The organism is Sphingomonas sp. PL20, assembly GCF_017875905.1.
Taxonomy (GTDB): Bacteria; Pseudomonadota; Alphaproteobacteria; order Sphingomonadales; family Sphingomonadaceae; genus Sphingomonas; species Sphingomonas echinoides.
In genome coordinates, this window is sequence record NZ_JAGINH010000002.1 from 3,820,983 (window position 1) to 3,840,170 (window position 19,188).

General features: G+C 65.7%; 20 protein-coding genes. 14 read left to right on the forward strand and 6 right to left on the reverse strand.

Annotated elements, in window-relative coordinates; genetic code table 11:
- Positions 1–5: 5 nt before the first annotated feature.
- Entirely contained in the window at positions 6–2,735 is a 2,730-nt protein-coding gene (locus tag H4W01_RS17945; RefSeq protein ID WP_209613439.1) for an ATP-dependent DNA helicase, read from the reverse strand.
- 113 nt (positions 2,736–2,848) lie between these two features.
- On the opposite strand from H4W01_RS17945, the gene H4W01_RS17950 reads away from it, so the two are divergent.
- The 3 genes from H4W01_RS17950 to nhaA are packed head-to-tail and all read left to right on the forward strand — an operon-like array spanning position 2,849 to position 6,533.
- Positions 2,849–4,414, forward strand: a complete 1,566-nt coding sequence (locus tag H4W01_RS17950) for a lysine--tRNA ligase (RefSeq protein ID WP_209612713.1) — start codon at positions 2,849–2,851, stop codon at positions 4,412–4,414.
- Between the two features lie 14 nt (positions 4,415–4,428).
- Complete coding sequence (locus H4W01_RS17955; protein ID WP_209612714.1) at positions 4,429–5,250, forward strand: shikimate 5-dehydrogenase; 822 nt, start codon at positions 4,429–4,431, stop codon at positions 5,248–5,250.
- Positions 5,251–5,309: 59 nt separating this feature from the next.
- On the forward strand, positions 5,310–6,533 hold the full coding sequence (gene nhaA, locus H4W01_RS17960; RefSeq protein WP_209612715.1) for a Na+/H+ antiporter NhaA: 1,224 nt from the start codon (positions 5,310–5,312) through the stop codon (positions 6,531–6,533).
- A 64-nt stretch (positions 6,534–6,597) separates the two neighbouring features.
- Here nhaA and H4W01_RS17965 read toward each other — a convergent pair whose 3' ends face one another.
- The 4 genes from H4W01_RS17965 to sucC all read right to left on the reverse strand — a co-directional run bounded on the left by H4W01_RS17965 (position 6,598) and on the right by sucC (position 10,020).
- Complete coding sequence (locus H4W01_RS17965) at positions 6,598–7,527, reverse strand: electron transfer flavoprotein subunit alpha/FixB family protein (RefSeq protein WP_033966993.1); 930 nt, start codon at positions 7,525–7,527, stop codon at positions 6,598–6,600.
- Positions 7,524–8,273: an electron transfer flavoprotein subunit beta/FixA family protein gene (locus tag H4W01_RS17970; protein WP_010405844.1), complete on the reverse strand. Its 750-nt coding sequence runs from the start codon at positions 8,271–8,273 to the stop codon at positions 7,524–7,526. Before H4W01_RS17970 ends, H4W01_RS17965 begins: the two co-directional genes overlap by 4 nt.
- 83 nt (positions 8,274–8,356) lie before the next feature.
- Positions 8,357–8,824 carry a GFA family protein gene (locus tag H4W01_RS17975; RefSeq protein ID WP_209612716.1) on the reverse strand — a complete coding sequence of 156 codons (468 nt, stop codon included), beginning with the start codon at positions 8,822–8,824 and terminating at the stop codon, positions 8,357–8,359.
- Entirely contained in the window at positions 8,821–10,020 is a 1,200-nt protein-coding gene (gene sucC, locus H4W01_RS17980; protein ID WP_209612717.1) for an ADP-forming succinate--CoA ligase subunit beta, read from the reverse strand. The genes H4W01_RS17975 and sucC overlap by 4 nt, the downstream gene beginning before the upstream one ends.
- A 121-nt stretch (positions 10,021–10,141) precedes the next feature.
- On the opposite strand from sucC, the gene H4W01_RS17985 reads away from it, so the two are divergent.
- Both H4W01_RS17985 and H4W01_RS17990 read left to right on the forward strand, forming a co-directional pair.
- Positions 10,142–10,660, forward strand: coding sequence for a sterol desaturase family protein (locus tag H4W01_RS17985; protein ID WP_209612718.1), 519 nt, complete (start codon positions 10,142–10,144; stop codon positions 10,658–10,660).
- Positions 10,657–11,406 (forward strand): sulfite exporter TauE/SafE family protein, encoded by a 750-nt coding sequence (locus tag H4W01_RS17990; RefSeq protein WP_209612719.1) that lies wholly within the window; start codon positions 10,657–10,659, stop codon positions 11,404–11,406. Before H4W01_RS17985 ends, H4W01_RS17990 begins: the two co-directional genes overlap by 4 nt.
- A gap of 12 nt (positions 11,407–11,418) precedes the next feature.
- On the opposite strand, the gene H4W01_RS17995 is transcribed toward H4W01_RS17990, so the two are convergent.
- A complete protein-coding gene (locus tag H4W01_RS17995) occupies positions 11,419–12,354 on the reverse strand; it encodes a ribose-phosphate pyrophosphokinase (RefSeq protein WP_010405850.1) in 936 nt (311 codons plus the stop codon).
- A 136-nt stretch (positions 12,355–12,490) separates the two neighbouring features.
- On the opposite strand from H4W01_RS17995, the gene H4W01_RS18000 reads away from it, so the two are divergent.
- From H4W01_RS18000 to H4W01_RS18040, 9 genes are all read left to right on the forward strand, one after another.
- The gene (locus tag H4W01_RS18000) at positions 12,491–13,819 is read left to right on the forward strand and encodes a glutamate--tRNA ligase (protein WP_209612720.1); all 1,329 of its coding nucleotides are present in this window, start codon (positions 12,491–12,493) and stop codon (positions 13,817–13,819) included.
- Positions 13,820–13,905: 86 nt separating this feature from the next.
- Positions 13,906–14,577, forward strand: coding sequence for an energy transducer TonB (locus tag H4W01_RS18005; protein ID WP_209612721.1), 672 nt, complete (start codon positions 13,906–13,908; stop codon positions 14,575–14,577).
- Positions 14,578–14,640: 63 nt separating this feature from the next.
- Positions 14,641–14,991 carry a hypothetical protein gene (locus H4W01_RS18010; RefSeq protein WP_209612722.1) on the forward strand — a complete coding sequence of 117 codons (351 nt, stop codon included), beginning with the start codon at positions 14,641–14,643 and terminating at the stop codon, positions 14,989–14,991.
- Between the two features lie 2 nt (positions 14,992–14,993).
- Positions 14,994–15,980 (forward strand): bifunctional diaminohydroxyphosphoribosylaminopyrimidine deaminase/5-amino-6-(5-phosphoribosylamino)uracil reductase RibD, encoded by a 987-nt coding sequence (gene ribD / locus H4W01_RS18015; protein WP_209612723.1) that lies wholly within the window; start codon positions 14,994–14,996, stop codon positions 15,978–15,980.
- A gap of 4 nt (positions 15,981–15,984) precedes the next feature.
- Positions 15,985–16,605, forward strand: a complete 621-nt coding sequence (locus tag H4W01_RS18020; RefSeq protein ID WP_209612724.1) for a riboflavin synthase — start codon at positions 15,985–15,987, stop codon at positions 16,603–16,605.
- On the forward strand, positions 16,592–17,740 hold the full coding sequence (gene ribB / locus H4W01_RS18025) for a 3,4-dihydroxy-2-butanone-4-phosphate synthase (RefSeq protein WP_443024800.1): 1,149 nt from the start codon (positions 16,592–16,594) through the stop codon (positions 17,738–17,740). The genes H4W01_RS18020 and ribB overlap by 14 nt, the downstream gene beginning before the upstream one ends.
- On the forward strand, positions 17,740–18,261 hold the full coding sequence (locus tag H4W01_RS18030) for a hypothetical protein (RefSeq protein ID WP_209612725.1): 522 nt from the start codon (positions 17,740–17,742) through the stop codon (positions 18,259–18,261). The genes ribB and H4W01_RS18030 overlap by 1 nt, the downstream gene beginning before the upstream one ends.
- A 2-nt stretch (positions 18,262–18,263) precedes the next feature.
- The gene (gene ribH, locus H4W01_RS18035) at positions 18,264–18,683 is read left to right on the forward strand and encodes a 6,7-dimethyl-8-ribityllumazine synthase (RefSeq protein ID WP_010405859.1); all 420 of its coding nucleotides are present in this window, start codon (positions 18,264–18,266) and stop codon (positions 18,681–18,683) included.
- Between the two features lie 7 nt (positions 18,684–18,690).
- Entirely contained in the window at positions 18,691–19,143 is a 453-nt protein-coding gene (locus H4W01_RS18040; protein WP_209612726.1) for a hypothetical protein, read from the forward strand.
- Positions 19,144–19,188: the final 45 nt, after the last annotated feature.

Here is a 19,188-nt window from a genome sequence, read left to right on the forward strand (position 1 = left end):
CTCCGTCAGGCGGTTTCGCGCGCCTCATGCCCCGTTTGCGCGGCGGAGGGAAGCGCTGCTGCACGCGCCACCGCTTCATCGAGCGTAACGCGGGTGATCGTCACGCCCGGCGGGAAGGCCGTCAGCAGTCGCGACGGCATTGCTGCCGAGAGCAAGATGAACACGCCGTGATCATCCGCGCGCCGAATCAGACGGCCGAACGCCTGCGCCAGCCGTGCCCGCACGATTCGGTCATCATAGCCGCTGCCGCCGCCTGCCAGGCGCCGCGCGGCGTGCAGCACGGTCGGCTTGGGCCAGGGCACCCCCTCCATCACCACCATCCGTAGCGACCGGCCCGGCACATCGACACCGTCCCGCAGCGCATCGGTGCCAAGCAACGAGGCCGCCGGATCATCCCGGAAAATATCGACCAGCGTGCCGGTATCGATCGGATCGACATGCTGGGCGTAGAGCGGCAGCCCTTCGCGGGCGAGCCGATCCGCGATGCGCGCATGGACGCCGCGCAGCCGCCGGATCGCGGTGAACAGGCCGAGCATTCCCCCACCGCTCGCCACGCCGAGCCGCGCATAAGCATTGGCGAGCGCCCCCATGTCGCCGCGCTTCACATCGGTGACGATCAGCACTTCGGCTTGGCTCGCATAATCGAACGGCGACGCCGCCTCGAATCGACTCGCGCCGCGCAGCAGATGCGTCGCCCCGGTGCGCGCCTCGGCCACGTCCCAATCGCCGCCGCCGCGCAAGGTCGCCGAGGTTACCAGCACGCCATGCGCGGGTTTCAGCACGGTTTCGGCAAAGGGCCGCGTCGGATCGAGCCAATGCCGGTGCAGCCCAACATCATAATCGCGCCCCTCGACGCGATCGACCGCCATCCAATCGACGAAGTCGGGCGAAGCCGGGCCGCCGATCCGCGCGAGCAGCGACAGCCACGCCGCCACCGTCTCGGCGCGCCAGCCAAGCGAGGCGATTGCCCCTTCGATGCGCGCACGCGCGGGCCCATCCATCCAGTCGGGCGCTTCGTCGAGCACCGCCTCCAGCCGCCGCCCAAGCGCCACTAGCGGGCGCACCAACGCATCCAGCGCTTCCGCCGCCGGGCCAGCCGCCTCGATCAAGCCGGGATCGGGCTCGGCAAGCTCGGTCTCCAAGCCATAACCCGCATCGCCGCCCGGATCGCGCCCCGATTCGGCGCGGGCATAGGTGAGCCCGCGCACCGCCGCCAGCAGCGCCTCGATCGGCCCGAACGGCGCGCCCTCGCCCAGGCGCTGCAGCCAGCCATCGCTCGCCAGCGCCTGCGCCGCGTTCACCGCATCGGCGATCGCGCGCGCGCCGCCCTCGTCATAGCTCGCCACATCGGACAGCCGCGCCGCGAGCCCGCGCCGCCGCCCGCGCCCGCCCGATTCGGGGCCGAGCACCCAACGCCTGAGCTCGATCGTCTCGGCACCGGTCAGCGCGGTCGAGAACATCGCGTCGGCGGCATCGAACAGATGATGCCCCTCGTCGAACACATAGCGCGTCGGGCGCGTATTCGATTCGCGCCCGCGCGCGGCATTGACCATCACCAGCGCATGGTTGGCGATGACCAGATCGGCATCGGCACTCGCGCGCGCCGCCTTTTCGATGAAGCATTTGCGGTAATGCGGACAACCGGCATAGACGCACTCGCCGCGCCGGTCGGTGAGCGCGGTCGCGCCGTTGCGGCGGAACAAGGTCGGCAGCCAGCCGGGCAGATCGCCGCCGACCATATCGCCGTCCGCGCTATACGCCGCCCAGCGCGCGACGAGGTGCGCGAGGATCGCGGCGCGCCCGGCGAACCCGCCTTGCAGCGCGTCCTCCAGGTTCAACAGGCACAGGTAATTCTCGCGGCCCTTGCGCGTGACCACCTTCGCCCGGCGGATTGTCGCATCGGGAAAGAGCCGCGCGCTTTCATGCCCCAATTGCCGCTGCAGCGCCTTGGTGAAGGTCGACACCCACACCGCGCCATCGGCCTTCTCCGCCCAGAGCGAAGCGGGCGCGAGATAACCGAGCGTCTTGCCGATGCCGGTGCCGGCTTCGGCGAGCACCATATTGGGCATCCCCGCCGCCATGCGCGGCGCAAACGCCTCGCGTGCCGCCTGCGCATAGGCACGTTGGCCGGGCCGCTGCTCGGCGGTGCTGCCGGTCAAGCGGGCGAGCCGCGCCTGCGTCTCGTCCGCTTCCAGCGTGACGGTGCGGGGCTGCGCGCGCGGCGCGCCCTCCGACCATTCGCCGAGCTTGGTGAACAGCCAGCGCTCGGCCGTATCGGGCTTTTTGAGGCGCTGGGTCAGCACCGGTGCCCAGGTCCAGCGGAGACGGAACAGCGACTGCGCCGCCGTCCACGCGCCCTCGCGTTCGGGCCACTCGCCTTCGATCATGCCGAGCAACGCCCCGGCGGCTGCGCGCAGGAAGGTGGCGACTTCGGCATCGGCGGCGGGCGGCGTCAGCCCCGTCACGCGCGCGAGCCCGCGCGGCGTCGGCACCATGAAGCGCGCCGGGCACAAAAAGGCGAACAGTTCGAGCAGATCGAGCCCGGACAGATCGGCATAGCCCAGCCGCTGCCCGACCAAGGCGGCATTGAGCAGGATGACCGGCGTATCGGCGGCGATCCGGATCGCCTCCCCCCGCCCGATCGGCCGCGTGCCGTCCTCATCCGAAATCCAGATGCCGCTATGGCTGGCGTGCAGCGCCGGATAGGGCAGCGCAAGATCGGGGAACGGCGACATCGCGCCGACAGTGCGCGAGCCGGAACGAAAGGGCAACCTTGATCCGCCCCTTGCGGCACATACCGCCCGATGGAGGTTGTGCCGCGCCGCACCCATGCGCTACGCCCCCGCTTATGACCGACGTTTTCCGCACCGCCGCCCTCGATTCCAAAGCCTGGCCGTATGAGGAAGCGCGCAAACTGCTGAAACGCTATCCCGAGGGCAAGCCCGGCGGCGCGCCGATCATCTTCGAAACCGGCTATGGCCCGTCGGGTCTGCCGCATATCGGCACGTTCAACGAAGTGCTGCGCACGACGATGGTGCGTCACGCCTTCCAGACGCTGACCGATGCGCCGACGCGGTTGATCGAGTTCAGCGACGATATGGATGGCCTGCGCAAGGTCCCCGACAACGTGCCCAACCAGGCCATGCTGACCGAAAACCTCGGCAAGCCGCTCAGCCGCATTCCCGATCCGTTCGAGAAGTTCGAGAGCTTCGCTGCCCATAACAATGCGATGCTGCGCGACTTTCTCGATCGCTTCGGCTTCGAATACGAATTCATCTCCTCCGCCTCGCAATATGAAGCGGGCGTGTTCGACGATGCGCTGAAGGGCGTGCTGCGCCACTATGACGCGATCATGGGGGTGATGCTGCCGACGCTGCGCAAGGAACGCGCCGCCACCTATTCGCCGATCCTGCCGATCAGCCCCAAGACCGGGATCGTGCTGCAAGTGCCGGTCGAGGTCGTCAATGTCGAGCAGGGCACGATCCGCTTCACCGACAGCGATGGCGAAGTGCTCGTCCAATCGGTGCTCGGCGGGCAGGCCAAGCTGCAATGGAAGGTCGATTGGGCGATGCGCTGGGTCGCGCTTGGCGTCGATTATGAGATGTACGGCAAAGACCTGATCGACAGCGGCGTGCAGTCGGGCAAGATCGCGCGCGTGCTCGGCGGTCGCCCGCCCGAGGGGCTGATCTACGAGATGTTCCTCGACGAAAAGGGCGAGAAGATCTCCAAGTCCAAGGGCAATGGCCTGACGCTGGAGCAGTGGCTCGAGTACGGCACGCAGGAAAGCCTGGCCTTCTTCGCCTACCGCGAGCCCAAAAAGGCCAAGCAGCTGCACATCGGCGTCATTCCGCGCGCGGTGGACGACTATTTCCAGTTCCGCGGCAGCTATGCCGCGCAGCCGGTCGAACAGAAGCTCGGCAATCCGGTGCATCACATCCATGGCGGCGACGTGCCGGACACGACCCCGCCGGTCACCTTTGGCTTGCTGCTCAATCTGGTCGGCGTGCTGGGCGCGGGCGCGACGGCGGAGCAGGTGCACGGCTATCTCAGCAATTATATCGAAGGTGCCGTTACGCCCGAGCTCGACGCGCTGATCGGCCATGCGCTCGCCTATAACCGCGATTACGTTGCGCCAACGCTCCAGCGCCGCAAGCCGGAAGGGATCGAGGTGGCCGCGCTAGAACGGCTCGACCGCGAACTGGCCGCCGCGCCCGCCGATGCCTCGGCGGTCGATTTGCAGAACATCGTCTATGCGATCGGCAATGAAGGCGGCTTCGATCCGCTGCGGGCGTGGTTCGGCGCGCTGTACGAAACGCTGCTCGGCTCCAGCCAAGGCCCGCGCATGGGCAGCTTCATCGCGTTGTACGGCATCGACAACACCCGCACGCTGATCGCCGAAGCGCTGGCGGGCTGAGGAGGACGCCGCCCATGCCCACCAAACCGCTAATCGGGCGCGAGACGCGGCTGTGCATGTCGCTATCGGCACGCCCGGGCAATTTCGGAACGCGCTTCCACAACCGGCTCTATGAACTGCTCGGGCTCGATTTCGTCTACAAGGCGTTTTCGACGCGCGATCTGGAGGGCGCGGTGCGCGGCATTCGCGCGCTCGCCATTCGCGGGTGCGCGATCTCGATGCCGTTCAAGGAAGCGGTGATCCCGCTGCTCGACGGCATCGCCCCCTCCGCCGCCGCGATCGACAGCGTCAATACCATCGTCAACGATGAGGGCACGCTGACCGGGCACAATACCGATTATGCGGCGGTGGCGCGGCTGATCGCCGATATCGACCCCGCGACGCCGTTCGTGCTGCGCGGATCGGGCGGCATGGCCAAGGCAGTGGTCGCGGCGCTCTGCAATAGCGGGTTTCGCGACGGCACGATCGTCGCGCGCAACGCCGAGCAGGGACAGGCGTTGGCGACGCGCTACGGCTTTCGCTGGCAGGCCGATCTTGGCGCGACGGGTGCGCCGTTGCTGATCAACGTCACGCCGATTGGCATGGCGGGCGGCGACGCCGACGCGCTCGCCTTTCCCGAGGCGATGATCGCGGCGAGCCAAATCGTCATCGATGTGGTGCAATATCCGCCGGAAACACGGCTGCTGCGCGCCGCGCAAATGGCCGGCAAGCGGATCATCACCGGCACCGAAATCGCGACCTTGCAAGCGCTCGACCAGTTCGTGCTCTATACCGGCGTCACCCCCAGCGACGCCCAAGTCGCCGACGCCGCCGCCTTTGCCCGCGCGGCGGGGTAAAACCCCCGAACAGCTCCGGTTTCGGTTCCCCGCAGCGCCCCGTGCCGCTAGGCTGCGGCATGACCAATTCCAGCACATCGCGCCGCGTAGCGCGGAACATCCGTTCGGCGCTCCGCACCTTCCTCGCCCAGGAAGCGGCAGGCGGCATGGTGTTGATGGCGGCGGCCGCGTTCGCGCTGATCTTCGCCAATTCGGAGCTCGCGCACGCGTATTTCGCGTTTCTGCACCAGGAAACGGGGCCGGTGCTGGCCCCCGCCATCGGCCCGATGACGGTGCATTTGTGGATCAATGACGGCCTGATGGCGGTGTTCTTCCTGCTGGTTGGGCTGGAGATCAAACGCGAGCTGGTCGACGGGCAATTGGCGAGCCCCGCGCGACGGCGCTTGCCGATCATCGCGGCGGGCGCGGGGATGGCGATGCCGGCCTTGGTCTTTCTCGCCATGACCGGCGGTGCCCCTGCGCTTAGCCCCGGCTGGGCGATTCCGGCGGCGACCGACATCGCCTTTGCGATTGGCGTGCTGGCGCTGCTCGGCAAACGCGTCAGCCCGGCGCTGAAGCTGTTCCTCACCACCGTGGCAATCGTCGACGATTGCGGCGCGGTCGCGATCATCGCGCTCGTCTATAGCCACGGTATCGACTGGATCGCGCTGGCGGGCGCGGCGGGTACGATCCTGATCCTGTTCACGCTCAACCGGCGCGGGGTGGTGGCCTTGTGGCCCTATCTGCTCGGCTTTGTCGGCCTGTGGTGGCTGGTGCTGCTGTCGGGCGTGCACGCGACCGTTGCCGGCGTGATCACCGCCGCGCTGATCCCGGTCGCCACCTCCCCCGGCGCGCCCGATGCGGCGCATTCGCCGCTCCACCGGCTGGAACATGCGCTGTCGCCGTGGGTGGCGTTCGGCATCGTGCCGCTGTTCGCCTTTGCCAATGCGGGGGTGTCGCTGCTGGGCGTGTCGGCGGCAACGCTAGGCGACCCGCTGGTGCTGGGCATTGCGGGTGGGCTGTTCCTCGGCAAACAGGCCGGGATTGTCGGGGGTGTGGCCATCGCCGAGCGTCTGGGGATCGCCAAGCGCCCCAAGGGGATGCGCTGGATGCAGCTTTATGGAGTCGGCCTGCTCGCCGGAATCGGTTTCACGATGAGTCTGTTTATCGGCGGCCTGGCGTTTCCGGGCGACGCGCAGCTGCAGGATTCGGTCAAGATCGGCGTGCTCGGCGGATCGATCCTGTCGGCGATCGCGGGCTATGTCGTGCTGCGCTACATCGCGCCGCGCGCAAAGGCCGTTTGATCCCTCCAAACGAAAACGGGCGCCCCGTGTGGAGCGCCCGTCTTCTGGTCCGATACGCGGACTATCAGAGCTTTTCGGTCAGCTCCGGCACGATCTTGAACAGATCGCCGACCAGACCGAGATCGGCGACCTGGAAGATCGGCGCGTCTTCGTCCTTGTTGATGGCGATGATGGTCTTGCTGTCCTTCATCCCCGCCAGATGCTGGATCGCACCCGAAATGCCGACCGCGACATAGACTTCGGGAGCAACGATCTTGCCGGTCTGGCCGACCTGATAATCGTTCGGCGCATAGCCGGCATCGACGGCAGCGCGGCTGGCGCCGACGCCCGCGCCGAGCTTGTCGGCGAGCGGATCGATCACGGCATGGAATTGCTCGCTCGACCCGAGCGCACGCCCGCCCGAGACGATGATCTTGGCCGAGGTCAGCTCGGGCCGCTCCGACTTGGCGATTTCCGAACCGACATAGGTCGAAACACCCGCATCGCCGGTCGAGGCAACCGCTTCGATCGTGCCCGTACCGCCTTCGGTCGCGGCCTTTTCAAAGGCGGTGCCGCGCACCGAAATGACCTTCTTGGCGTCCTTGGTCTGCACCGTGGCGATTGCGTTGCCGGCATAGATCGGGCGCGTGAAGGTATCTTCGCTCTCGACCGAGAGGATGTCCGAAATCTGCATCACGTCGAGCAAGGCGGCGACGCGCGGCGCAATGTTCTTGCCGTTGGTGGTAGCGGGCACGAGGAACGCGTCATGCGTTTCCATCAGCTTGGCGACCAAAGGCGCGACGTTTTCAGCCAGCGCATGGGCATAGGCCGCATCGTCCGCGACATGCACCTTGCCGACGCCCGCGATCTTCGCGGCGGCCTCGGCCACTGCGCCGACGCCCTGGCCGGCGACGAGCAGATGGACTTCACCCAGCTTGGCAGCGGCGGTGACGGTGGAGAGGGTGGCGTCCTTCACGGATGCGCCATCATGTTCGACCCAAACGAGCGTCTTCACTTTGCGACTCCCATTGCCTTGAGCTTGGCCACCAGTTCATCGACATCGGCGACCTTGATCCCCGCCGAGCGCTTGGGCGGCTCGACCACCTTCAGCGTGGTCAGGCGCGGGCTGACATCGACGCCGTAATCGGCCGGGGTTTTCTGCGCGAGCGGCTTGGATTTGGCCTTCATGATGTTGGGCAGCGAGGCATAACGCGGCTCGTTGAGGCGCAGGTCGACCGTGATGATCGCGGGCAGCGGCAGCGATTCGGTTTCCGCGCCGCCATCGACTTCGCGCGTCACCACGACGGTGCCGGGCGACAATTCGACCTTGGACGCGAAGGTCGCCTGGCCGCGACCGAGCAGCCCGGCGAGCATCTGGCCGGTCTGGTTGTTGTCATCATCGATCGCCTGCTTGCCGAGGATGACGAGGTCGGGCTGTTCCTCCTCGACGATCTTGGCGAGCAATTTGGCGACGCCGAGCGGCTCGACCTTGTCTTCGGACACGATCAGGATCGCGCGGTCGGCACCCATGGCCAGCGCGGTACGCAGCGTTTCCTGCGCCTTCTGCTCGCCGATCGACACGACGACGATCTCGGTAACGCCCGCTTTTTCCTTCAGGCGGATCGCCTCTTCAACGGCGATTTCGTCGAACGGGTTCATGCTCATCTTGACGTTGGCGAGGTCGACCCCCGTCCCGTCCGCCTTCACGCGGGGCTTCACATTATAGTCAAGCACGCGCTTGACCGGGACCAGCACCTTCATTGCACGCTCTCCGAACGGTTCTTTACGTTTACGTCAATCCAATGCAGATGTGGCGATGTCGCGCGAAAAGATCAAGCAATCGATCACACCGATGTTGCATTGGCGCGCGCCGCGATGAATTCTCCAATGAGGGCCGGGAACTGCTCTCGGGGTGGAAACCCCTCAAATGCATGTGCAGCGCCAATCCGCGCCCAGGGCAGCGCTTCTGCAATCACCGTCTCGATGAACGGCGCATCATTTGGGGGCGAGTCCAGCAACGTCGATCGGACATTTACGAAATCGTCCATGCCCTCGGGGCGTGTGAACACCCAGCTCAGGCAGGACGGGCAATAGAGGTGACGCTGCGGTCCCCGCAGCGCCCCCGCCACCGGCTCGCCCGCCAACACTTCAAAACGGTCGGCCGGGTAGAAGGCGCTGACCGAATAAGCGCTGGCAGTCATTCGCTGGCAGCCCCGGCAATGGCAGGCCATAGTGATCAGCGGGTCGCCAAACACCTTGAAACGGATTTCTCCGCATCGGCAGCCGCCATCGCTGGAGCCGCTATCGCTCACGCAGCCTTTTTCACCTCAGCGACGATCTTCTTGGCGGCATCGCCCAGATCGTTGGCAGGCACAATCGCCAGGCCGGAATTGGCCAAAATGTCCTTGCCCAATTGCACGTTGGTGCCTTCGAGACGAACGACCAACGGCACCGAAAGGTTCACTTCCTTGGCGGCCGCGACGATGCCCTCGGCGATGATGTCGCAGCGCATGATGCCGCCAAAGATATTGACCAGGATGCCCTTCACGTTCGGATCGCTGAGGATGATCTTGAACGCAGCCGTCACCTTCTCCTTATTGGCGCCGCCGCCAACGTCGAGGAAGTTGGCCGGGAACATGCCGTTGAGCTTGATGATGTCCATCGTCGCCATGGCGAGGCCGGCACCGTTGACCATGCAACCAATGTCGCCGTCGAGCTTGATATAGGCCAGGTCGTACTTGGAGGCTTCGAGCTCGGCCGGATCTTCCTCGGTCTCGTCGCGCAGTTCGAGCAGATCCTTGTGACGGAACATGGCGTTGCCATCGAAGCCGACCTTGGCGTCGAGCACGACGAGCTTGTTGTCGTCGGTGACGGCGAGCGGGTTGATTTCGATCTGCTCGGCATCGGTGCCGAGGAAGGCGTCATACAGCTTGGACGCGACGCTGGCGGCCTGCTTGGCGAGATCGCCCTTCAGTTCGAGCGCAGCGGCAACGGCGCGGCCATGATGCGGCTGGAAGCCAGTCGCGCAATCAATGTCGATCGCGTGGATCTTCTCGGGCGTCTCATGCGCGACGGTTTCGATGTCCATGCCGCCTTCGGTCGAGGCGACCATCGACACGCGACCGGTGGCGCGGTTGACGAGCAGTGCCAGGTAGAATTCCTTGGCGATGTCGACACCGTCGGTGATGTAGAGGCGGTTGACCTGCTTGCCATGCTCGCCGGTCTGCGCGGTCACGAGCGTGTTGCCGAGCATGTCGGTTGCCGCAGCGCGCACCTCGTCGAGCGTCTTGGCGAGGCGGACACCCCCCTTGGCATCAGGCCCGAGTTCCTTGAACTTGCCCTTGCCGCGGCCACCGGCATGGATCTGCGCCTTGACGACGTAAAGCGGCCCAGGAAGCTTGGCGGCGGCGGCGACGGCCTCTTCGACGGTCAGCGCAGCGAACCCTGCAGGCACCGGCACGCCGAATTTCGCGAGGACTTCCTTGGCCTGATATTCATGGATGTTCATGGGCTGCGTGCCTTTCGAAGATCGGGGATAGAGTGGCCTTAAGCACAGCCGCCCGTGCGAATCCACCCCGTAGGCACGCGCATCGCTCGCCATTGCGCGTGCGGCCCGCTATATCGCATCCATGTCCTGGATCATCGGCCCGCTGCTGTTCATCGCCACCGTCGCCGGAATGGAGGGGTTCGCTTACGGCGCGCACCGCTGGCTGATGCATGGGCCGGGCTGGTTCCTGCATAAAAGCCATCACCGCCCGCGCACTGGCAATTGGGAACTGAACGACCTGTATTTCGTGATCTTCGCAGCACCCTCGATAACGCTGTTGCTCGGCGGCGTGCAATGGGGCTGGGGCGACTGGACGATCTGGGTCGGTGCCGGGATTGCCGCTTATGGCGCGATCTATCTCGGCTTTCACGACGTGATCGTGCACAAACGCTTCAACCACCGCTATCTGCCGAAATCGGCCTATATGAAGCGCATCATCCAGGCGCACAGGCTGCACCATGTGGTGGAAACCAAAAGTGGGACCGTCAGCTTCGGCTTTCTGGTCGCGCCAAGCCCCGAAGCGCTGAAGGCCGAACTCAAACGCCGCGGCCATGCCGGCGTGCGCGCCGCAACACAGCAGGCAACACCCGTTTCCCCTTGAACGAGAGCGCTTTCTTCTACGCGCTGGCGATTCCAGCGGTGTTGCTGCTCGGCCTGTCCAAGGGCGGCTTTGTCGGGCTTGGCGCGCTGTCGTTGCCGCTGCTGGCGATGGCAACCTCACCGGTACGCGCGGCTGCGATCCTGCTGCCGATCCTGATCGTGCAGGATGTGGTCGGCGTATGGGCGTTCCGGCGCGATTGGGATGCGGGCATATTGGGCTGGATGCTGCCGGGTGCCGCTATCGGGATCGCGCTCGGCTATCTGTTTGCCGCGCAGGTTCCAACCACGGCGGTGCTGGCGCTGGTCGGGGCGATCTCGGTGGTGTTCGGTCTGTACCGGCTATGGGCTGACCGGCGCGGCGCTGTGGCGGTCGCGGCCCAGGCGCCGGGCTGGGTCGGCACGCTGCTGGGCATTGCCTCGGGTTTTACCAGCCAGGTTGCCCATGCCGGACAACCGCCCTTTCAAATCTATGTGCTGCCGCGCCGCCTGCCACGCGATGTACTGGTCGGCACCACCGCGATCTTCTTTGCCGCGGTCAATTGGATCAAGGTGCCGGCCTATTGGGCGCTCGGCCAGTTCAACCGCGACACTTTGGGCGTGGCGGCGCTGCTGCTGCCGGTCGCGATTGCGTCGACCTTTGCCGGGGTCTGGCTGGTGCGCCGCGTGTCGCCCGCACACTTTTACACCGCCATTTATGCGCTGATGGTGCTGGTCGGAGTGAAGCTGATCTGGGACGCGCTGGCCTGAGCGCCCGCGCTCTCAGTCAAACAGCGACGACACCGAACTTTCATCGGCGATGCGGCGGATCGCTTCGGCGAGCAGCGGGGCGATCGTCAGATGGCGGATCTTCTTGGCGGCGGCGACAATGTCATGGCTGCCGAGCGAATCGGTGATCACCAGTTCCTCGAGCGCCGAGCTTTCGACGCGCGCCACAGCACCACCCGACAGCACGCCGTGCGTGATATAAGCAGCGACGCCCTCGGCCCCCGCTTGCTTGAGCGCAGCGGCGGCGTTGCACAGCGTGCCGCCCGAATCGACGATATCGTCGATCAGAATGCAGAAACGGCCCTCGACCTCACCGATGATGTTCATCACCTCGGATTCGCCCGCGCGCTCGCGCCGCTTGTCGACGATGGCGAGCGGCGCATTGTCGAGTCGCTTGGCCAGCGCGCGCGCGCGCACCACGCCGCCAACGTCGGGCGAAACGACCATCAAATTGCGCTTGCCATAGCGCGTGAGAATATCCGCCGACATCACCGGCGCGGCGAACAGATTGTCGGTCGGGATATCGAAAAAGCCCTGGATCTGCCCGGCGTGCAGATCGACCGAGAGTACGCGGTCAGCGCCCGCGACGGTGATCAGATTGGCGACGAGCTTGGCCGAAATCGGCGTGCGCGGCCCCGGCTTGCGGTCCTGCCGGGCATAGCCGAAATAGGGGATGACGGCGGTGATGCGCTTGGCCGAGGCGCGTTTCAACGCATCGATGCAGATCAGCAATTCCATCAAATTGTCGTTCGCCGGATAGCCGGTCGATTGCAGCACGAACACATCCTCGCCGCGCACATTCTCGCGAATCTCGACGAAGATTTCCTCATCGGCGAAGCGGCGGACCAGCGCGTCGGTCAACGGCAGTTCGAGATAGGACGCGATATCGCGCGCGAGGGGCAAGTTCGAATTGCCGGTCATCAATTTCATGGCGTTCGAAACTCCCTGTGGTCCCCATGCCCCGCGTCTGGCTGCGCGCGCTCTTGGCAAAGCGTCCTTTAGGCGCGGGCTTTGCGCGCGGTAAAGGGGCATTGCCGCACGAACCAGCGCTGCCTAGAGCAAATCCATGACCATTCGCACCCGTTTCGCCCCCTCGCCCACCGGTATGCTGCATGTCGGCAATATCCGCACCGCGCTCCACAATTGGGTGTGGGCGCAAGCGCAAGGCGGGGAATTCTGGCTGCGCATCGACGATACCGATGCCGAACGCAGCGAGGAACGCTTCGTCGACGCGATCCGCGCCGATCTCGGCTGGCTTGGCCTCACCGCGCACGGAGAAGAACGCCAGTCGGCGCGGTTCGCGCTCTATGAGGCACGCTTTGCCGCGTTGCGCGCGGCGGGCCGGGTCTATCCGGCGTATGAAACCGCGCAGGAACTCGATCTCAAGCGCAAGATCGCCGCCGGGCGCGGCTTGCCGCCGATCTATGACCGCGCCGCGCTGGCTTTGTCGGATGCCGACCGCGCCAGGCTGGAGGCCGACGGCATCGCCCCGCATTGGCGCTTCAAGCTCGATCATGACACGCCGATCGTCTGGGACGATTTGATTCGCGGCCTCCAGAAATTCGACGCGGCGACGATGAGCGATCCGGTGATCCGCCGCGCCGATGGATCGTGGCTGTATATGCTCCCCTCGGCGATCGACGATGCCGACATGGGCATCACCCATGTCGTGCGCGGCGAGGACCATGTCTCCAACACCGCGCTGCAATTGCAGATGTTCGCGGCGATGGGCGTCGCCGCGCCGGCTTTCGCGCATGAAGCGTTGCTGGTCGGCTCCGAAGGCAAATTGTCCAAGCGGCTTGGCTCGCTCGGTGTCGAGCATTTCCGCGAGGTCGGGATCGAGCCCGCCGCCGTGCGCGCGTTGCTCGCGCGAATCGGGACGAGCTTGCCGGTGGAACCTTTGGTCGACACCGCCGCGCTGGTCGCAACCTTCGATTTTGCCAAATTCGGCCGCGCGCCTGCGCGCTTCGACGAGACGGAACTGGCGGGGCTCAACGCCAAAATCGTCCACCAGCTCGATTTCGCCAGCGTGTCCGAACGGCTGCCCTCGGGCATGGGGGCGGCGGAATGGGAAGCGGTGCGACCCAACCTCTCGACCGTTGCCGAAGCCGCCGATTGGTGGAAGGTGATCGAGGGGCCGATCGACGCGGTGCGCGACCCCGCCGATGCCGATTTCCTCGCCGCCGCCGCGCGCCATGTCGCCGCAATGCCGTGGGATGCGGACCCGTGGCACGCGCTGACCGCCGCGTTGAAGGCCGAGACCGCACGCAGCGGCAAGGCGCTGTTCCTGCCGCTGCGCCGCGCGCTGACCGGGCGTGATCACGGCCCCGACATGAAGGCGCTGCTGCCGTTGATCGGTCGCGATCGTGCGGCAGCGCGGCTTTCCACGATCTGATATAATGTCTCTTGCGTCGCAAATGTTATGATGTAACATTCTCTCCTATCCGGCGTGCGACCGGACACCATAGTGGGAGAGAAACGATGTACGCAGATCGTTATTCCAGCCGCCAAGGCCTTAGCCCCGGGGGTGTAGGCTTCGCACTCGGCGCGAGCGGGGTGCTGCTGTTCGGGCTTTCGCTGACCGCCCCCAATCTCGTCACCCATCTGGTCGATCCGCCGCTGACGACCATCAACATCCCGATCCCGACCGATCCGCCACCGCCGGAAAAGACCCTGCCCGCGCCGCATCTGAAGGCCCCAGTCCCGACCAACCCACCCCCGGAAACCGTTGACAGTTCCAAACAGCAATCCACGACCGACCTCACCGCCGCCGCCTTGCCGATCGCTCCTCCCTCCAAGATCGAGGTGGAGGTCGGCAGCGGCGCTGGCGAGGTTCACACCGGCACCCCGCCACACCTTCCGACGATCGTCGCGCCCCAGCTCGATTCGCGCTACGCGAACCTGTTTCAACCCGCTTACCCGAGCGACGAACGCCTGGCTGGCCACACGGGCCGAGTCGTCGTGCTTGTGCTGATCGGGACGGACGGGCGCGTGAAGGAGGTGCGGCAACTCAGCGCCGCCAGCACCGCCTTTTTCGAAGCGACGCGCAAGCAGGCACTGGCCAAATGGCGCTTCATGCCCGGAACGCGCGACGGCGTGCCGGTCGAGGCATGGCGCACCATGGCGGTGCGCTTTGAACTCGATGGCGACTAGCGGACCGTGGTTACGGTGCGGCGGGGGTGGCATCGGTGCCCCGCCGCGCCTATCTCCCTTTCCATGAACTTTTTGCGCTATTTCTCCCCGCTGCGTGCCTGGCGCGATCTGCGTTATTACATCGTCACGCGGCAGCGGCATCAGCTCGGCTTCATGGGCGTCGCGCTCGCGCTGACCTATGTGATGGTGGTCGGCGTGATTTATGAATCGCGGATCCCGCCCAAGCCCTATCACCGCGACATCATCTATGTGCAGCAATGGCCGCTCAATCGTACCGATGCCGAGATCATCGCCCAGCAGAAAATCGACGGCATCGAACAGACCAAGCGCGAAAATGAGTTGAAGCGGCTGCAGGCCGAACGGCGCGCGCAGTTCAAGAAAGTGAATGACGGCCTCAAGGCTTACGGGCTCTGAGCATGATCGACGACCATCGCTGGATGGGGGCCGCGCTCGCGCTCGGCGAGCGCGGGCGCGGGCGCACCGCCCCCAACCCCAATGTCGGCTGCGTGATCGTGTCCGACGGCCGCGTCGTCGGGCGCGGCTGGACCCAGCCCGACGGCCGCCCCCACGCCGAGGCGATGGCACTGGCTGAGGCCGGTGAAAAGGTGCGCGGCGCGACCGCCTATGTCACGCTGGAACCCTGCGCGCATGTCTCGCCGCGCGGCCCTGCGTGCAGCGATCTGCTGCAACTGGCGGGCGTGGCGCGGGTGGTGGTGGCGTTGGAAGACCCCGATATGCGCACCAACGGCGCGGGTATCGCGCGGCTGCGCGACGCCGGAATCACGGTCGAGGTCGGCGCGCGCGCCGACGAAGCGCGCCGGGCGATGGCGGGATTTCTCGCTCGACGCCTGCTCGCACGCCCGCAGGTCACGCTCAAACTCGCGCTGTCGCTCGACGGTGCGATGGCGCTGGCGTCGGGGCAAAGCGTCTGGATCACCGGTCCGGAAGCCCGCGCGCACGCGCACCTGGAACGCGCGCGCCACGAAGCGATTGTGGTTGGACGCGGCACATTTGAGGCAGATGCTCCGACCCTCGACGTCCGACTCGCTGGCCTGGAGGCGCGCAGCCCGCAACGCCTGCTCCTGTCACGCACCGAAGCCGATGGCTGGACGCGCCTCGCTGCACCCGCCGACATTGCAACGCTCGATTCGGTCGATCATGTGCTGGTCGAAGGTGGCCCGGCCACCGCTGCCGCCTTTCTCTCCGCCGACCTGGTCGACCGGCTGTTGCTGTATCGCGCCCCGATCCTGATCGGCGGCGGACGCACGCTGCCCGACATTGGCCTCACCGATCTTGCCGACGCGCATGGCCGCTGGTGCCTGATCGATTCGCGGAGCCTTGGCAGCGACCGGCTCGAGGTTTACGAGCGCGTAAGGGAGCCTGCACCAGGCGAAAGAGGATAGCGCGATGTTCACCGGCATCATCACCGATATCGGCACGATCGACCGGGTCGAGGCGCGCGGCGACCGGCGCATCTTCGTGCGGACGGACTATGATATGACAGGCGTCGATCTTGGCGCGTCGATCGCCTGTTCGGGCGTATGCCTCACTGTCGTCGACAAATCGGGCGCAGGCGAGCCCGGCTGGTTCGCCGCCGACGTCTCGGGCGAAACCGTCTCGCGCACGCCGCCCGAACAATGGACCGCCGGACGCCGCCTCAACCTCGAACGCGCGCTGAAGCTTGGCGAAGAACTGGGCGGACATATCGTGACCGGCCATGTCGATGGCATCGGCACCGTGGTCGGCGTTCATCCCGAAGGCGACTCGTGGAAAATCGACATTGCGGTGCCCGCCGATCTTGCGCCCTTCGTCGCGCAAAAGGGGTCGATCACCGTCGATGGCGTGTCGCTGACGGTCAATGCCGTCGCCGATCACGGCGACACCTCGCATTTTTCGCTCAACATCATTCCGCACACCCAGGCGATGACCACGCTGGGCGATCTTCACCCCGGTGCCGCCGTCAATATCGAGATCGACGTCCTCGCCCGCTATTTGAAACGCATGGAGCATTATCGTGCCACAGCCTGAAGTCGCGCGTCTGCGCCATGGGTTCCTGTCCAGCCCCGAGGAGTTGATCGACGAGGCCCGCAATGGCCGCATGTTCATTCTGGTCGACGATGAAGACCGCGAGAATGAGGGCGATCTGGTCATCCCGGCACAAATGGCGACGCCCGAGAAGATCAACTTCATGGCCAAATATGGTCGCGGGCTGATCTGTCTCGCCATGACCAAGAAGCGCGTCGATGAACTGGGCCTGGGGCTGATGAGCCGCCACAATGGCACGCGGCACGAAACCGCCTTCACCACCTCGATCGAGGCGCGCGACGGGGTTACCACCGGCATTTCCGCCGCCGACCGCGCCCGCACGATCTCGGTCGCGATCGATTCGTCCAAAGGCAAGGACGAGATCGTCACGCCCGGTCACGTCTTCCCGCTGGTCGCGCGCGATGGCGGCGTGCTGGTGCGCGCCGGCCATACCGAGGCGGCAGTCGACGTCGCACGCCTGGCCGGGCTCAACCCGTCGGGCGTGATCTGCGAGATCATGAACGAGGACGGCACGATGAGCCGCCTCGACGATCTCGTCACCTTCGCGCAATTCCACAATCTCAAGATCGGCACGATCCGCGACTTGATCGCCTATCGCCGCCGTCACGACCATCTCGTCGAGAAGCGCGCCGAAATGGCGTTCGAGTCGAAATGGGGTGGCCAATGGAAGGCGATGACCTTCCACAACAAGGCGACCGGCGACGAGACGATCGCTTTGGTCAAGGGCAAGATCGACCCGGCCAAGCCGACGCTGGTGCGGATGCACACCGCCTCCTATTTCGTCGACATGTTTGGCGAGGTGTCCGAACGCTCGGGCCTGCTCTCGCGCTCGATGGAAGTGATCGCCGAGGAAGGGGCCGGCGTCATCGTCGTGATCAACCGCCCGATGAAGGATTCGGTCACGCGCTTCATCAAGCTGCGCGGCGAGGGCAAGGGCGCGGGCGCGCCCGAGGTCGAGGAACTGCGCGATTACGGCGTCGGCGCGCAAATTTTGGCCGAATTGGGCGTTGAAGAAATGGTGTTGCTGACCAACACCCATCATGCGCTGGTCGGCCTCGAAGGTTATGGCCTGTCGATTGTCGACGAGCGCGCGATTCCCGGTACTGGAGGCGAATAATGCGCACCGGGATCGACGAGGCACGCGATCCCAAATATGCGCATATCGAACGCGAGCGGCGCTGGCTGGTCGATCCCGCGACGCGCCCCGACCTGTCGGCGCTGCCGTACGTTCTGATTGAGGACCGCTACATCGCCAACACGCGGATGCGTTTGCGGCGAATGACGGCAAGCGCCAGCGGCGAGCAGGCGCTGAAGCTCACCAAGAAATACGAATGCAGCGATCCGCTCGCGCGACCGATTGTGACCACCTACCTGACCCAGGACGAGTACGCGCTGCTCGAGACGCTGCCCGCCGCGGCCCTCATCAAGCGGCGCTATGAGATTGTGGACCAAGGGATCACGTTCGGACTCGATCAATTCCTTGGTGCGGTGGCACCGCTGGAACTCGCCGAGATTGAATGGAGCGACGATGCGGGATTAACGGCCTTGCCCTCACCCAGTTGGGCAGTCCGCGACATCAGCGACGACCCGCGCTATCAAGGCGGCGCAATTTCGCACTCTGGCATTCCCAAGGATTGATCGTGGCAAAGATTCTCATCGTCGAAGCCCGCTTCTACGACCATCTCAACGACATGCTGCTCGACGGCGCGCGCGCCGCAATCGAGGAGGCGGGCCATAAGCACGAGACGATCACCGTGCCGGGCGCGCTTGAGATTCCCGCCGCCGTCGCGCTGGCGTCGGAGAGCGGGGCCTATGATGCCTTTGTCGCGCTGGGCGTGGTGATTCGCGGCGAGACCTATCATTTCGAGATCGTCGCGGGCGAAAGCGCGCGCGGGCTGATGGCGCTGTCGATGGACGGGCTGCCGATCGGCAATGGCATTCTGACCACCGAGGACGAAGCGCAGGCGATCGTGCGCGCCGACCGCGCGCAGCTCGACAAAGGGGGTGCAGCCGCCAAGGCAGCGCTGGCGATGCTGGCGCTGAAGCACCGCTTCGGCTGAGGCAAAGGTGCAGCCGCCCCCGCCTCGCTACAAGATTTTCGAGCGCGACGGGCGGCTGATCACCATCGACACCTGGGCGGACAAAGCGACCTCCGCCCGGCCGACCTCCGCCATGCGACCGGACCGCGGGGCGACGGGTGCGCGACTCCAGGCGATGCTGCTGGCGATTGCTTTGCCGATCCTCGATGAAAGCGGCCGCCGCTTGCTGACCACGGGGACAAGCTGGGATCAAGAGGGCCCGCGCGTGATCGCGCTTTCCCCGAAGGGGGAAAAGCGCGTCGGGATGGTGCTCCTGCTCGGCGTCATTGTGCTCGCTGCCTTGCTGCTTCTGGCCATCGCCAATATCGAATGGATACTGCCTTTTATCGTTGTCGGCGCGGTGCTGAGCAGCGCCGCTGCCACGGCCGGGCTCCCCATGGTAACGCGGTTTCTGGATTCGCTCGGTGAGACTACCGGCTGAGGCTTCCATCGGCCGCGATCTTACTTATACTCGTGTCAATAAGCG

Coding starts and splice junctions, on each gene's coding strand:
- H4W01_RS18005 (WP_209612721.1), top strand. CDS start 13,906: ATGTACGCAGATCGTTATTCCAGCCGCCAAGGCCTTAGCCCCGGGGGT.
- H4W01_RS17985 (WP_209612718.1), top strand. CDS start 10,142: ATGTCCTGGATCATCGGCCCGCTGCTGTTCATCGCCACCGTCGCCGGA.
- H4W01_RS18030 (WP_209612725.1), top strand. CDS start 17,740: ATGCGCACCGGGATCGACGAGGCACGCGATCCCAAATATGCGCATATC.
- H4W01_RS18000 (WP_209612720.1), top strand. CDS start 12,491: ATGACCATTCGCACCCGTTTCGCCCCCTCGCCCACCGGTATGCTGCAT.
- H4W01_RS18020 (WP_209612724.1), top strand. CDS start 15,985: ATGTTCACCGGCATCATCACCGATATCGGCACGATCGACCGGGTCGAG.
- H4W01_RS17955 (WP_209612714.1), top strand. CDS start 4,429: ATGCCCACCAAACCGCTAATCGGGCGCGAGACGCGGCTGTGCATGTCG.
- H4W01_RS17970 (WP_010405844.1), bottom strand. CDS start 8,273: ATGAAGGTGCTGGTCCCGGTCAAGCGCGTGCTTGACTATAATGTGAAG.
- H4W01_RS17950 (WP_209612713.1), top strand. CDS start 2,849: ATGACCGACGTTTTCCGCACCGCCGCCCTCGATTCCAAAGCCTGGCCG.
- H4W01_RS17995 (WP_010405850.1), bottom strand. CDS start 12,354: ATGAAATTGATGACCGGCAATTCGAACTTGCCCCTCGCGCGCGATATC.
- H4W01_RS17945 (WP_209613439.1), bottom strand. CDS start 2,735: ATGTCGCCGTTCCCCGATCTTGCGCTGCCCTATCCGGCGCTGCACGCC.
- sucC (WP_209612717.1), bottom strand. CDS start 10,020: ATGAACATCCATGAATATCAGGCCAAGGAAGTCCTCGCGAAATTCGGC.
- H4W01_RS18010 (WP_209612722.1), top strand. CDS start 14,641: ATGAACTTTTTGCGCTATTTCTCCCCGCTGCGTGCCTGGCGCGATCTG.
- nhaA (WP_209612715.1), top strand. CDS start 5,310: ATGACCAATTCCAGCACATCGCGCCGCGTAGCGCGGAACATCCGTTCG.
- ribD (WP_209612723.1), top strand. CDS start 14,994: ATGATCGACGACCATCGCTGGATGGGGGCCGCGCTCGCGCTCGGCGAG.